Consider the following 13,050-nt stretch of genomic DNA (forward strand, 5'->3'; position numbering starts at 1 on the left):
TCTGCGGGTTCGTTGGGCACAAGTCGCCGGTGAGTCCCTGTGAGGTCGGACACTACCGTCGGGCTATTCGAGGGCGGCGGGCAGCGAGTTCCGATCGGGCGCCCGGAGACGAGGAGGCAGCATGAGCATGTTCCAGTGGGAGCTCGTCCACGGCGGGAAGACACCGCCGCCCGGCGAGTCCGTGGGCCCGATGCAGCGGCTCAGCTGGGGCCGCACGATCGGCCTCGGGGCCCAGCACGTGGTCGCGATGTTCGGGGCGACGTTCGTGTTCCCGATCGTCATGGGCCTGGACGCCAACCTGGCGATCATGTTCTCGGGCCTCTGCACGATCCTGTTCCTGCTGATCGTCAAGAACCGGGTCCCCAGCTACCTCGGCACCAGCGCCTCGTTCGTGGGCGGCGTCGTCGCGATCCGGGCCGCCGGAGGTGACTCCTCCGACGTCACCGGCGCGATCCTGGTCGCCGGCCTGCTGCTGGCCCTGCTCGGCCTCCTGGTGCACATCGGCGGCGCCGGCATCGTGCACAAGATCCTGCCGCCCGCGGTCACCGGGGCCGTGGTCATGCTGATCGGCTTCAACCTGGCCCCCGTGGTCGCCAACATCTACTGGCCCCAGGACCAGTGGATCGCGCTCGCGACGGCGACGTTCATGATCATGGGCGCCGTGCTGCTGCCGGGCTTCTGGTCGCGGATCGCGGTGTTCCTGTCGCTGATCTTCGGCTACCTCCTCTCGTTCTTCGCCGACACCGTCTTCGGCCCGATCACCTCGGTGCTGCCGACCAGCGACGGCGTCGCCGTCGAGCACGACCGGGTCAGCTGGGCCGCCGTGCAGACCGCGGACTGGATCGGGCTGCCGAGCGGCACCCTCGCCGACGGCGTCTCGGTCGTCCACGGCCCGAGCTTCTCGCTGACGTTCATCCTGCTCGTGATCCCCGGCGTGATCGCGCTCGTCGCCGAGAACACCGGCCACGTCAAGGCGGTCGCCGAGATGACCGGCGACGACCTCGACCCCTACATGGGCCGCGCGATCGGTGCCGACGGCCTGGCCACCGCGTTCGCCTCGGCGTTCGGCGGCTCGCCGACCACGACGTACGCCGAGAACATCGGCGTCATGTCCGCCACCCGGGTCTACTCCACGGCCGCCTACTACGTGGCCGCGATCGTCGCGATCATCCTGGGCCTGTGCCCGAAGTTCGGCGCGGTCGTCAACGCGATCCCCGGCGGTGTCCTCGGCGGGATCACGGTCGTGCTCTACGGCATGATCGGCCTGGTGGGCGCCAAGATCTGGGTGGAGAACCGGGTCGACTTCGGCAACCCGGTCAACCTGGTCGGCCTGGCCGCGGGCATCATCGTCGGCGTCGGCGACGTCAGCCTCCAGATCACCGACGACTTCACCCTCAGCGGCATCGCGCTCGGCACGATCCTCGTGATCGTGTACTACCACCTGGTGAAGGGCCGACGAGAGGAGCTCGGAGCGGGAGAGGTGACCAAGGTCCTGTGAAGCCGGCACCCTTCGCCTACCGGCGCCCGACCACCCTCGAGGAGGCCCTCGCGGTCCTCGCCGAGAGCCCGGACGCCAAGGTGCTGGCGGGGGGCCAGAGCCTGGTGCCGCTGCTCTCGATGAGGCTGGCGGCCCCGGCCCTGCTGGTCGACATCAACCGGCTGCCCGACCTGGACCACGTCACCGCCACCGCGGACGGGGTCCGGGTCGGGGCGCTGGCCCGGCACGCCGACGTCCTCGCCTCCGCCGAGGCCCGGGCCTGCCAGCCGCTCGTCGCCCTCGCGCTGGGGAACGTCGCCCACGCGACGATCCGCAACCGCGGCACGACGGTGGGCTCGCTCGTGCACGCCGACGCGGCGGCCGAGATGCCGGTCGTGCTCCGGCTGCTGGGCGGCAGCGTCGACGTGGCCTCGGCCTCCGGGCGTCGCACGATCGCCGCCGACGACCTCTTCCTCGGACCGCTGGAGTCCAGCCTGCGCCCCGACGAGATCGCCCTCGAGGCGTTCTTCCCGGCCCTGGCTCCCGGCGCGGGCGTCGGCTTCGAGGAGGTGGCCCGCAGGCACGGCGACTACGCCATGTGCGGAGTGGCCGGCCTGGTCCGGGTGGCCGGGGGGCGAGTCGTCGAGGCCCGTGCCGGCTACCTGTCCGTGAGCGACGTACCCACCGTCGTCGACCTGACCGACAGCCTGGCCGACGGGGTCACGGACGCCTCCCTGGCCGCTGCCGGCGAGGCGGCGCTGGCCGACCTGGACCCTCAGGAGGACATCCACGCCGCGGCCGACTACCGCGCGATGCTCGTGCGGCACCTGACCGGGCGCGTCCTGCGGGCCGCGCACGCGCACGCCACCGACGAGAGAGGGGAGCCGGACCATGCCTGAGGAGCTCCACGACGTGTCGTTGCGGGTCAACGGCATCACCCGCGAGGTGCAGGTGCCGGGCCGCCGGCTGCTCAGCGACGCCCTGCGCCACGACCTGGCCCTCACCGGCACCCACGTCGGCTGCGAGCACGGTGTGTGCGGCGCGTGCACCGTGCTGGTCGACGGCCGGCCGGTGCGCTCGTGCCTGATGCTGGCCGTGTCCGCCGACGGCACCGAGGTCACCACCGTGGAGGGGCTCGGCGAGCCGGACGGCGGCCTCGGCCCGGTGCAGCAGGCGTTCTCGGAGTGCCACGGGCTGCAGTGCGGCTTCTGCACGCCCGGCTTCCTCACCACGATCACCGCCGGCCTGCGCGAGAACCCGTGCCCCACGCACGACGAGGCCCGCGACATGATCGCCGGCAACCTCTGCCGCTGCACCGGCTACCAGAACATCGTCCGGGCCGTCGAGCGCGCCTCGGAGCTGATCGCCGAGGGCGACGTCGTCGGCGAGGGGGAGCGGGCATGACCACGAAGATGTTCGGCACCAAGGTCCAGCGGGTCGAGGACCAGCGCCTGCTTCGCGGCCAGGGCCGGTACGTCGACGACGTCGGCGTCGGCGCCTTCCCGGGGATGCTGCACGCCGCGGTCCTGCGCAGCCCGCACGCGCACGCCCGGATCGTCGACATCGACGTCGCGGACGTCCTCGACGTCGAGGGCGTGCACGCGGTCTGGACGCACGAGGACCTCGCCGACGCCATGGCCGAGCCGCTGCCGCTGCTGATCCCGCACGACGCGCTCACCCACGGCCGCACCCAGTACGCCCTGGCGAGGGACGAGGTCAACTACGTCGGCGAGGCGATCGCCTTCGTGGTCGCCGACGACCGCTACCTCGCCGAGGACGCCGTCGAGCGGATCCGCGTCACCTACGACTTCCTCCCGGCCGTGGTCGGCATCGAGGCCGCCCGGGCCGCCACCCACCTCGTCCACGACGACGTCCCCGGCAACGTAGGCGCCCGGCTCGACCAGCACGTGGGCGACGCGCCCGCGGCCGTGGCCGCGGCCCCGCACCGCCTCGAGCTGGACCTCACCATCGAGCGCAGCGCCTGCACGCCGCTCGAGGGTCGGGGCACGGTCGCCCGGTGGGACCCCGACACCTCCCGACTGCAGGTGTGGACCTCCACCCAGACCTCGACCGGCGTCCGGGCCGCGGTGGCGGCCAAGCTCGGGCTCGACCTCGGGCAGGTCGACGTCATCACGCCCGACGTCGGCGGCGGCTTCGGCGTCAAGATCAACCACCCCTGGCCGGAGGAGCTGCTGGTGCCGCTCGCGGCGAAGGCCCTGGGCCGGCCGGTCAAGTTCACCGAGGACCGCCGCGAGCACTTCATCTCCTCCGCCCACGAGCGGGGACAGGTGCACCACGTCGAGGTCGGCTTCGACGACGACGGTCGCCTGCTCGGGCTGGACGTCGAGTTCTGGCACGACCACGGCGCCTACTCGCCGTACGGCCTGATCGTCCCGATCATCACCTCGACCCAGCTGCTAGGCCCCTACAAGCCCGACAACTACCGGGTGCGGTTCGAGAGCCTCTACACCAACACCGTCATCGTCACCCCCTACCGCGGCGCCGGGCGGCCGCAGGGGTGCTACGTGATGGAGCGGACGATGGACGCGATCGCCGCCCACCTCGGGAAGGACCGCGCCGAGGTCCGCGCGGCCAACTTCATCCAGCCCGACGAGTTCCCCTACGACCACCAGATGGTCTTCCAGGACGGCCGGCCACTGATCTACGACTCCGGGGACTACCCGACGATGCTCGAGAAGATCAAGGCGCTGGTCGGGTGGGACGACTTCGAGACCGTCCGGGCCGAGGCCGCCGCCGAGGGGCGTCGACTCGGCATCGGCCTGGCCTGCTACGTCGAGGGCACCGGGGTCGGCCCCTACGAGGGCGCCCACGTGCACATCGAGACCAGCGGCAGGGTCAAGGTCGCCACCGGCCTGACCTCCCAGGGCCAGGGTCACCAGACGGTCTTCGCGCAGCTCGTCGCCGACGTCCTGGGCGTGCCGTTCGAGGACGTGGACGTGGTCACCGGGGACACCCGCCGGATGCCGTACGCCGTGGGGACCTTCGCCTCGCGGGCCGCGGTCATGAGCGGCTCGGCCATCCACCTCGCGGCCACCCGCGCAAAGGAGAAGGTGCTGCGGATCGCCGCGGACGCGCTGGAGGCCGACGAGGACGACCTCGAGCTCGTCGACGGCGAGGTGCGGGTCAAGGGCGCGCCCGGGTCGTCGATGAGCCTCGGCACCGTCGCGGTGCTGTCCAACCCGCTGCGCTACGCCTTCGACGAGGCGTCGAAGTCGGCCACCCAGTTCAGCGTCGGCGACCCCGGCCGCCCGCCGGTCGCCGAGGACGACGAGCCGGGGCTGGAGGGCAAGGACTTCTACTCGCCCGAGCGGTCGACGTTCGCGTCGGGGATGCACGCGGCGATCGTGGAGACCGACCCGGTGACCGCCGAGGTGCGGATCCTCCAGTACGCCGTCGTCCACGACTGCGGCCACATCATCAACCCGATGATCGTCGAGGGGCAGATCCACGGGGGCGTCGCGCAGGGCATCGGCGGTGCGCTCTACGAGCGGATGGTCTACGACGCCTCCGGCCAGCTGCTCAACGCCTCCTTCATGGACTTCCTCATGCCCTACGTCACCGAGGTGCCCGACGGCATCGACATCGACCACCTCGAGACCCCGTCGCCGCTGAACCCGCTGGGCCTCAAGGGTGCCGGCGAGGCCGGGGTGATCCCGAGCTCGGCCGTCTTCGCGGCCGCGATCGAGGACGCCGAGGGCTTCCCGGTCACCGCCATGCCGATCTCACCGTCGGAGCTGTTCGAGCTCCGCCGCCAGCACGCCAGCCAACCCGCCAGCCAGGGCCCAGCCCCCGAGGAGCAGTCATGATCATCGCCGGAGAGCACACCCTCAACGCACCCGTCGAGCGGGTGTGGGGCGCCCTGCTCGACCCGCAGGTCCTGGTCGGCACGATCCCCGGGTGCACGCGGTTGGAGGCCACCGCTGAGAACAGCTATGCGATGACCGTCTCGGCCGGCGTCGCCGCGATCAAGGGCACCTACGACGGCACCTGCGTGCTCTCCGACCTGGTCGAGCACGAGTCGCTGACGATGGCGGTCCAGGGCGCCGGCGCCCCGGGCACGATCGGCGCCGACGTGGCGGTGAGCTTCGCCGACAACGGTGACGGCACCACCCGGCTGACCTACACCGCCGACGCGGTCGTCGGCGGCATGATCGGCGGTGTCGGCCAGCGGATGCTGACCTCGGTCTCGCGGCGGATGGCCGCCGAGTTCTTCGGCAACGTCGAGGGCGTGCTCAGCGGCGCCGCGCCCGCCGTTCCGGCCATGACATCGGGGGCGTCGGGCACCCCTGGCGCGGCTCCCGACTCCGCGGCGGGTGCCGCGCCCGCCGCGGGCCAGGTCTTCACGCGCCCCGCGGCCGCCGGCGGGGGCGGCCCCGAGGAGTTCCTCAAGGGGATCGCCGTCGGCGCCGGACTGGTGCTGCTCGGTGTCCTGGCCGGTCGGATCGGCCGCCGGTGACCGCCTCCCGGGGGCTCGACGCCCACTCCACCGCCCGCGAGATGGCCGCGGCGCTGCGCGCCCGGGAGATCTCCGCGCGCGAGCTGCTCGAGTTGCACCTGGACCGGATCGCCGAGCGCAACCCCGAGCTGAACGCGATCGTCTCGCTGGACGAGGAGCGGGCCCGGGCCTCGGCGGCGCAGGCGGACGAGGCACTGGCCGCCGGCCGGGAGCCGGGCCCGCTGCACGGCCTGCCGTTCGCGGTGAAGGACACCCACAACGTCAAGGGCTGGCGGACCACCTTCGGCTCCCCGCTGCTCGCCGACAACGTGCCCGACCACGACGACCTGCTCGTCGAGCGGATCCGCGGCGCCGGGGCGGTGCTGGTCGGCAAGACCAACGTCCCCGAGTTCGCGGCCGGGTCGCACACGTTCAACACCGTGTTCGGCACCACCCTCAACCCGCACGACCCGACCCGCTCCGCCGGTGGCTCGAGCGGCGGTGCGGCGTGCTCCCTGGCCGCGGGGATGACGCCGCTGGCCGACGGCTCGGACATGGGCGGCTCGCTGCGCAACCCGGCGTCCTTCTGCGGCGTGGTCGGGCTGCGCCCGTCGCTGGGCCGGGTGCCCGGCTGGCCGGCCGCCAACCAGTGGGAGTCGCTGTCCGTGGGCGGTCCCATGGCCCGCAACGTCGCCGACGTGGCGCTGCTGCTCTCGGTGCTCGCGGGGCCCGACCCCCGGGTGCCGCTCGCGCTCGGTGAGCCCGGCGCGACCTTCGCGCCGCCCGCCGACGGTTCGCTGGGCGGCTCGCTGGCCGGTCTCCGGGTCGGCTTCTCCCTCGACCTGGGGGGCGCCTTCGAGGTCGACTCCGAGGTCGCGGCGGTCACCGAGTCCGCGGCGGCCGTGCTGAGCGGCGCGGGCGCCCGGGTGACGGCGGCCCACCCCGACCTGGGCGAGGCCGACGACACCTTCCGGACCCTGCGCGCCTGGCACTTCCAGGCCACGTTCGGGGCGCTGCTGGCCGAGCACCCGGACCAGTTCAAGCAGGCCCTCGCGGACAACATCCGGGCCGGTGAGCACCTGACCGGGGCCGACGTCGCCCGGGCCTACATCCAGCGCACCACGCTGGCGGAGCGGATGCGGCTGTTCTTCGTCGACCACGACGTGCTGGTGCTGCCGGTCTCCCAGGTGCCGCCGTTCGCCAGCGACGCGGAGTTCCCGACCGCCATCAACGGCCGGCCGATGACGACGTACCTCGACTGGATGCGCTCGGCGTACCTGATCACCGTCACCGGGTGCCCGGCCATCTCGGTGCCGGCCGGCCGGACCCGGGACGGGCTGCCCGTCGGAGTCCAGATCGTGGCGCCGCACGGCGCCGAGCGCCGACTCCTCCAGGTGGCCGAGGCGTTCGAGCGGGAGGTCGGCGCGGACGCTCGACCCTGACCCCGGCCGGAGCGGGCACAATGTGGCCATGATCTACGGGGTCGCACACCGCGTCGTCCAGCCGCTGGCCCGGGCCGTGTGGCGGCCCACGGTGGTCGGGCTCGAGAACATCCCGGCCCACGGCGGCCTGATCCTGGCCAGCAACCACCTCAGCTTCGTCGACAGCGTGGTGATCCCGATCGTGGTCCCGCGCAAGGTCGCCTTCCTCGCCAAGTCCGACTACTTCACCGGCACCGGGCTCAAGGGCCACGCGACCCGGCTGTGGTTCGAGAGCACCGGGATGCTTCCGGTGGACCGGGACGACACCAAGGCGGCGCTGAACAGCCTCGACACCGCCCTCGAGGTGCTCGCCCGCGGTGAGGCGTTCGGCATCTATCCCGAGGGCACCCGGTCCCGCGACGGCCGCCTCTACCGGGGCCGGACCGGCGTCGCGCACCTGGCGCTGACCGCGGGTGTCCCGGTGGTGCCGGTCGGGCTGGCCGGCACCCAGGACATCCAGCCGGTCGGCAGCAACCGGCTGCACCTCGCCAAGGTCAGCGTCACCTTCGGCGAGCCGATCGAGGTGGCCGGGCGCTACGACGGCGTCCCGGCCGGGCGGGCCCGGCGCGAGGTGACCGACGAGATCATGACCGCGATCCAGGCGCTCACCGGTCAGGAGCTGGCGGGCTGCTACAACGAGCGGCCCCCCGACGCCTGACCCCGTTGGCGACTGGTGACAACGAACACCGCTTCTGTTGTCGGATTCTGCCGTCGCCCGGGGGCCGGGGCACCGCTTGAATCGGGGCATGGCCGAAACCTCATCCCGCCGCATCCGGGTCGGCATCGACACCGGCGGCACCTTCACCGACGTGGTCGCCTTCGACGAGACCTCCGGGGAGCTGATCACCACCAAGACCGCCTCCACACCGGGCAACCCCGCCGACGGCTTCATGGCCGGCATCGAGAAGGTCCTGGGCCTCCTCGGCCTGCCGGCCGGCGACGGCAGCGCCCTGAGCGCGGTCAGCCACGGGACGACCGTGGCCACGAACCAGCTCCTCGAGGGCAAGGTCGACGAGCTCGGGTTCATCACCACCGAGGGCTACGAGGCGATGCTCGAGATCGCCCGCCAGTCGGTGCCGGACGGGTACGGCAACTCCTACTTCTGGGTGAAGCCGGACCGGATCGTGGCCCGGCACCTGGTCAAGGCCGTCGGCGGCCGGCTCGACTTCACCGGCGCCGAGGTCCGGCCGTTCGACGAGGACGGCGCCCGCACCGTGGCGCGCTGGTTCCGGGACCGCGGGATCGACACGATCGGCATCTGCTTCCTGCACGCCTACGCCAACCCCGACCACGAGCTGCGCATGCGCGAGGTGCTCCGCGAGGAGCACCCGGACGCGGTGGTCTCCATCAGCAGCGAGGTGCTCCGCGAGTACCGCGAGTACGAGCGGGCGATGACCACGCTGGTCGACGCCGCCGTCAAGCCCCGGCTCTCGCGCTACGTCAACAACATCAAGGACCGCCTGCACGCGTACGCCGTCGACGCGACCGCCGCGGCGGCCACCGGCTCCGACTCGGTCCCGTTCTACGTCATGAAGTCCAACGGCGGCGTGCTCTCGGCCGACGAGGTGGTCCACCAGCCGATCACGACCGTCCTCTCCGGTCCGGCGGCCGGCGCCCTGGGCGCCGCGCTGATCGCGAAGGTGGCCGGATTCGACCGGGTGCTGACCAGCGACGGGGGCGGCACGTCGACCGACGTCTCGGTGGTCATCGACGGCGAGCCCACCCTCACCACCGAGGGCACCGTCGGCGCCTACCCCTCGAAGATCCCGATGATCGACGTGGTCACCGTCGGCGCCGGGGGTGGCTCCATCGCCTGGCTCTCCCCCGAGGGGACGCTCAAGGTCGGCCCGCACTCGGCCGGCGCCGACCCGGGGCCGCTGTGCTACGGCAAGGGCGGCAAGGACGTCACGATCACCGACGCCCACGTCTTCCTCGGTCGGATCCCTCCCCACCTGCTGGGCGGGGAGATCCCGCTCGACGTGGAGGCTGCCCGGAACGGCGTCGAGACGCTCGCCGCCGAGCTCGGCCTCACCCCCGAGGCCTGCGCCACCGGCATCCTGGAGATCTCCGCGTGGAACCAGGCCAACGCCCTGCGCCAGGTGACCGTCAAGCGCGGCCTCGACGTCCGCGACTTCACGCTGACCACGTTCGGCGGCTCGGGGTCCCTGCTGCTGTGCCGGCTGGTCGACGTGCTCGGCCTGCCGACGGTGCTGGTGCCCCCGAACCCGGGCAACGTCTCGGCGTTCGGCCTGCTGACCGTCGACGTGAAGAACGACTACGTGCAGACGGCCGTGTCCCTCCACGACGAGCTCGACCTCGGCACCGTGCAGGCGGCGTACGACACGCTGGCCGGGCAGGCGCGCACGGCGCTCGCCACGGAGGGCTTCGCCGACGCCGACCAGGTGTTCCTGCGGACCGCCGACGTGCGCTACTTCGGCCAGGCCTTCGAGGTCCGGGTCACCGTCGCCGACGGCGTCCTCGACCAGGCCGCCCTCGACGAGGTGGCCCAGCGCTTCCACGACGAGCACCGGGCGCTGTACGGCTACGACTTCGCCCACGACCCCAGCCAGCAGGTGGAGTGGGTGAACCTCCGGGTCTCCGGTGTCGGCCCGATCCAGCGACCCGAGATCACCCGGCACCCCGTGACCGGGGAAGCCGAGGGCGCCTCGGTCGAGCCGCGGGGCACGCGGCAGGTCTGCTTCGACGCCGCCGACGGGTACCTCGAGACCCCCGTCCTGTGGCGACCGGACCTGGCGCCCGGGACCACCGTCGTGGGCCCGGCGATCATCGAGGAGTTCGGTTCCACCGTGCCGTTGCACCCGGGCTTCACGGCCCGGATCGACGAGTACCTCAACATCATCGTCACGAGGAGCGAGGCATGAGCAGCCGCAGGGCACCCACGGACTTCCCGTTCGGGACGCTGACCGCCGACGCCGGTCGCAGCGCCGATCCGGTCGTCGTCGAGATCGTGCAGGGCTCGCTCGCGAGCGTGGAGATGGAGGTCGAGACCGCGATCGCGCGCACCAGCCGGAGTCCGATGATCCGCGACGCCCACGACTTCCGGGCCGGGATCCACGACCGGCTCCTGCGCAAGCTGACCGGACGCTCCTACAGCGCGCTGGTGCACCCGATCGCCCGGGACTTCCCGCTCGCGGAGATGAAGCCCGGCGACGTGTTCTTCCACAACGACGTCTACCGCTCCGAGGGCGGCATCGGGCACCTGCCCGACCTGTGCGTCACGGTCCCGGTGTTCCACGACAGCGGGTCCGGGCCCGAGGTGGTCGCCTTCATCCAGGCCTTCGGCCACCACGACGACATCGGCGGCGCGGTGCCCGGCTCGATGCCCTCGAACGCGGAGAGCGTGTTCGAGGAGGGGCTGATGGTCCCTCCGATCAAGCTGTGGGACGCCGGCGAGCCGAACCGGGCGGCGCTGGCGATCATGACCCGGAACTCGCGGATGCCGGAGTCGTTGGCCGCGGACCTCGACGCCGAGTGCTCGGCCTGCCTGATGGGCGCCCGCCGGCTCGGGGAGCTCTTCGACCGCTACGGACGGGAGACCGTCGAGGCCAGCTTCGACGCGATCATCGACCGCACCACGGAGACCTACCGCCGCGAGATCCTCAGCCAGATCCCGGTGGGGGAGTGGGTGTGGGAGGACTACGCCGAGCACGACGGCGTCGACGAGCCGATGCTGCACACGCAGCGGATCACGCTCACCCGGACCGCGGCCGACGACCCCGACGGGGAGCGCCTGATCCTCGACTTCGACGGCACGTCCCCGCAGGCCAAGGGCCCGATCAACCACTGCGGCGACTACAGCGACGGGGTGTTCCTCAAGAAGTGGCTCGCGCCGATCCTCCGCAACCTGGCCGAGAGCCCGGAGCGGATGGCCGAGCTCGACGTCAACGAGGGAATCATCCCGTTGATCGAGATGCGGTTCCCGCCGCCGGGCACCCTGCTGACCCCGGTGTTCCCCGCGCCGACGAACGCCCGGACGTTCGTGATCCTGCGGCTGCTCGGCGTGCTCGCGGGCGTGCTGGCCAAGGCCGTGGACGGGCGGATGCCGGCCGACCAGGAGACGATCCGCTACACCGGCGTGTACGGCGACGACCTCGCCGGCCGGCCGTACCTGATGCGCGAGGTGCTGGGGGGCGGGTCGGGCGGGCGCTACTACGCCGACGGCGAGGACACCATCCACGTGGTGCCGGACTCCCGCAACCTGCCGAGCGAGTTCACCGAGGCGCGGTTCCCGTTCCGGGTCGAGGCGCTCTCGCTGGCGATGGACTCCGGCGGTGCCGGCCAGTTCCGTGGGGGCCTCGGCTACGAGAAGCACATCCGGATGCTCAAGGACGGCCACTTCATGTCGATCGCGGACCGGTCGATCCTGGCCTGCTGGGGTGTCAAGGGCGGCCTGGCCGGCAAGCCGTTCGAGGTGACCATCGACGCCGGCGGACCCAACGAACGGATCGTCGACGCCCTGGCCGACGCCGAGCCTGTCGCTGCCGGCGAGGTGATCCGGATCCGCACCACCGGCGGCGGCGGCTGGGGGAACCCGCTCGACCGGGAGCCCGGCTCCGTGGTCCGCGACGTCCAGTGGCGCAAGGTCTCCCCGGAGGCGGCGCTCGCCGACTACGGCGTCGTCCTGACCGGCTCCCGCGACGACGACACGCTCGGCTTCGACGCCGAGGCGACGGCCGCCAAGCGGAGCTCGCGCCACGGGCCCGCGGAGGCGTTCTTCGACCGCGGCCCCGGGTACGCGACGCTGGCCGGTGGGGCCGCGCACGCGGCGGTCGACGTGTCCTGATGACCCGGGTCGGGATCCTTGGCGGGACCGGCAAGACCGGACGCGCCGTGGCGCGGGCCCTGGCCGCCCGTGGGGCGGTCCCGGTCCCCCTCGGTCGTGCCCAGTGGCCCGACCTGTCGGGCGCCCTGCGGGGCTGCGCCGCGGCGTACCTGATCGCCCCGAACCTGCACCCCGACGAGCCCGCCCACGTCTCCGCGATCCTCGCGGCGGCGCGGGCCGCCGGCGTGGGGAGGGTGGTCCACCACTCGGTGGCCGCGCCGTACGCACCCGACCTGCCGCACCACCTCGGCAAGGCCCGGGCCGAGGACCTGGTGCGGCGATCCGGCCTCGCCTGGACGATCCTGCAGCCGGGCGCCTACCTGCAGAACCTGCCGCTGGACGGCTCGACGATCGTCGTCCCCTACCGGCTCGACGCACCGTTCGGGTTCGCCCACCTCGACGACCTGGCCGAGGTGGCCGCCACGGTGCTGCTCGACGAGGCGCACGCCGGCGCCACCTACGAGCTGGCGTCGTGGCGCGGTGACGTCTCCGGGGTGGCCGCTGCCGTCGGCGCGGCCACCGAGGTCCTCGACCCGGAGGAGTGGGCACGGACGGACGGCGCCGGCCTCGACGAGCGGCAGCGGTCCTGGCTGCTGGCGATGTTCGCCTACTACGAGGCGCACGGCCTGCCGGTCGGCACCGTGCCGATGACGACGCTGCTGGGGCGGACTCCGACGGCTCCCGCCCGCGTATCGGACCGGTGAGTGCGTATGGCAACACCTGCCCGCGGTCGGGCTCCTGGTTGGCTCGAGTTGCCAGTGTCGGCGCCGTTGCCGGTTGTTAGGTTCGACGC

At 72.7% G+C, this 13,050-nt stretch carries 10 protein-coding genes; all 10 read left to right on the forward strand.

Annotation, left to right across the window (positions count from 1 at the left end; all coding sequences use genetic code 11):
- Nucleotides 1-127 precede the first annotated feature (127 nt).
- The 10 genes from IE331_RS03150 (at nt 128) to IE331_RS03195 (ending at nt 12,961) form a co-directional block, all read left to right on the forward strand.
- Nucleotides 128-1,498 (forward strand): uracil-xanthine permease family protein, encoded by a 1,371-nt coding sequence (locus IE331_RS03150; protein ID WP_192141664.1) that lies wholly within the window; start codon nt 128-130, stop codon nt 1,496-1,498.
- On the forward strand, nt 1,495-2,376 hold the full coding sequence (locus IE331_RS16890; RefSeq protein ID WP_192140396.1) for an FAD binding domain-containing protein: 882 nt from the start codon (nt 1,495-1,497) through the stop codon (nt 2,374-2,376). The genes IE331_RS03150 and IE331_RS16890 overlap by 4 nt, the downstream gene beginning before the upstream one ends.
- Nucleotides 2,369-2,881 (forward strand): (2Fe-2S)-binding protein, encoded by a 513-nt coding sequence (locus IE331_RS03160; RefSeq protein ID WP_192140398.1) that lies wholly within the window; start codon nt 2,369-2,371, stop codon nt 2,879-2,881. The genes IE331_RS16890 and IE331_RS03160 overlap by 8 nt, the downstream gene beginning before the upstream one ends.
- On the forward strand, nt 2,878-5,304 hold the full coding sequence (gene cutA, locus IE331_RS03165; RefSeq protein WP_192140400.1) for an aerobic carbon-monoxide dehydrogenase large subunit: 2,427 nt from the start codon (nt 2,878-2,880) through the stop codon (nt 5,302-5,304). The genes IE331_RS03160 and cutA overlap by 4 nt, the downstream gene beginning before the upstream one ends.
- Nucleotides 5,301-5,954 (forward strand): SRPBCC family protein, encoded by a 654-nt coding sequence (locus tag IE331_RS03170; RefSeq protein ID WP_192140402.1) that lies wholly within the window; start codon nt 5,301-5,303, stop codon nt 5,952-5,954. Before cutA ends, IE331_RS03170 begins: the two co-directional genes overlap by 4 nt.
- Complete coding sequence (locus IE331_RS03175; protein ID WP_201930973.1) at nt 5,951-7,375, forward strand: amidase; 1,425 nt, start codon at nt 5,951-5,953, stop codon at nt 7,373-7,375. The genes IE331_RS03170 and IE331_RS03175 overlap by 4 nt, the downstream gene beginning before the upstream one ends.
- A 28-nt stretch (nt 7,376-7,403) precedes the next feature.
- Complete coding sequence (locus IE331_RS03180) at nt 7,404-8,072, forward strand: lysophospholipid acyltransferase family protein (RefSeq protein WP_192140404.1); 669 nt, start codon at nt 7,404-7,406, stop codon at nt 8,070-8,072.
- 88 nt (nt 8,073-8,160) lie between these two features.
- Nucleotides 8,161-10,296, forward strand: a complete 2,136-nt coding sequence (locus IE331_RS03185; protein WP_192140406.1) for a hydantoinase/oxoprolinase family protein — start codon at nt 8,161-8,163, stop codon at nt 10,294-10,296.
- The gene (locus IE331_RS03190) at nt 10,293-12,218 is read left to right on the forward strand and encodes a hydantoinase B/oxoprolinase family protein (protein WP_192140408.1); all 1,926 of its coding nucleotides are present in this window, start codon (nt 10,293-10,295) and stop codon (nt 12,216-12,218) included. The genes IE331_RS03185 and IE331_RS03190 overlap by 4 nt, the downstream gene beginning before the upstream one ends.
- Nucleotides 12,218-12,961: an SDR family oxidoreductase gene (locus tag IE331_RS03195; RefSeq protein WP_192140410.1), complete on the forward strand. Its 744-nt coding sequence runs from the start codon at nt 12,218-12,220 to the stop codon at nt 12,959-12,961. The genes IE331_RS03190 and IE331_RS03195 overlap by 1 nt, the downstream gene beginning before the upstream one ends.
- Nucleotides 12,962-13,050 lie beyond the last annotated feature (89 nt).

This window comes from Nocardioides donggukensis (genome assembly GCF_014842875.1).
GTDB classification, from domain to species: Bacteria; Actinomycetota; Actinomycetes; order Propionibacteriales; family Nocardioidaceae; genus Nocardioides; species Nocardioides donggukensis.

Coding starts and splice junctions, on each gene's coding strand:
- IE331_RS03150 (WP_192141664.1), top strand. CDS start 128: ATGTTCCAGTGGGAGCTCGTCCACGGCGGGAAGACACCGCCGCCCGGC.
- IE331_RS03160 (WP_192140398.1), top strand. CDS start 2,369: ATGCCTGAGGAGCTCCACGACGTGTCGTTGCGGGTCAACGGCATCACC.
- cutA (WP_192140400.1), top strand. CDS start 2,878: ATGACCACGAAGATGTTCGGCACCAAGGTCCAGCGGGTCGAGGACCAG.
- IE331_RS03170 (WP_192140402.1), top strand. CDS start 5,301: ATGATCATCGCCGGAGAGCACACCCTCAACGCACCCGTCGAGCGGGTG.
- IE331_RS03180 (WP_192140404.1), top strand. CDS start 7,404: ATGATCTACGGGGTCGCACACCGCGTCGTCCAGCCGCTGGCCCGGGCC.
- IE331_RS03185 (WP_192140406.1), top strand. CDS start 8,161: ATGGCCGAAACCTCATCCCGCCGCATCCGGGTCGGCATCGACACCGGC.
- IE331_RS03190 (WP_192140408.1), top strand. CDS start 10,293: ATGAGCAGCCGCAGGGCACCCACGGACTTCCCGTTCGGGACGCTGACC.
- IE331_RS03195 (WP_192140410.1), top strand. CDS start 12,218: ATGACCCGGGTCGGGATCCTTGGCGGGACCGGCAAGACCGGACGCGCC.